The 500-nt window shown below is 72.0% G+C and carries 1 protein-coding gene; it reads left to right on the top strand.

The window, feature by feature from the left end; translation table 11 throughout:
- A partial coding sequence (locus OO48_RS34015; RefSeq protein WP_033223536.1) for an HAD-IC family P-type ATPase occupies positions 1-500 on the top strand: 500 nt, incomplete at both ends.

The raw sequence follows: 500 nt of genomic DNA, 5'->3' as shown, positions 1-500 counted from the left end.
CCGTCAAACCCACCAGCGCCGAAGCCGTCACCGCACTGCGCGCCCTGGGCCTGCGCCCCCTCCTGCTGACCGGCGACAACCACCTCGCGGCACAATCGGTGGCCACCGAGATCGGCATCCCCCCCGAAGACGTCATCGCCGAAGTCCTCCCCGAGGACAAGGCCACCACCATCCGACGCCTCCAAGCCCAAGGCCGCACCGTCGCCATGGTCGGCGACGGCGTCAACGACGCCGCCGCCCTCGCCCAAGCCGACCTCGGCCTGGCCATCGGCACCGGCACCGACGCCGCCATCCAAGCCGCCGACCTCACCCTCGTCCGCGGCGACCTGCGCTCCGCCGCCGACGCCATCCGCCTCTCCCGCCGCACCCTGACCACCATCAAGGGCAACCTGTTCTGGGCCTTCGCCTACAACACCGCCGCCCTGCCCCTGGCCGCCACCGGACTCCTCAACCCCATGATCGCCGGCGCCGCCATGGCCTTCTCCTCGGTCTTCGTGGTC

Origin of the sequence: Kitasatospora phosalacinea (genome assembly GCF_000716545.1) — a bacterium.
GTDB classification, from domain to species: Bacteria; Actinomycetota; Actinomycetes; order Streptomycetales; family Streptomycetaceae; genus Kitasatospora; species Kitasatospora phosalacinea.
The sequence above is the reverse complement of the archived record's forward strand: the minus strand, read 5'-3'. Positions and strand labels throughout refer to the sequence as shown.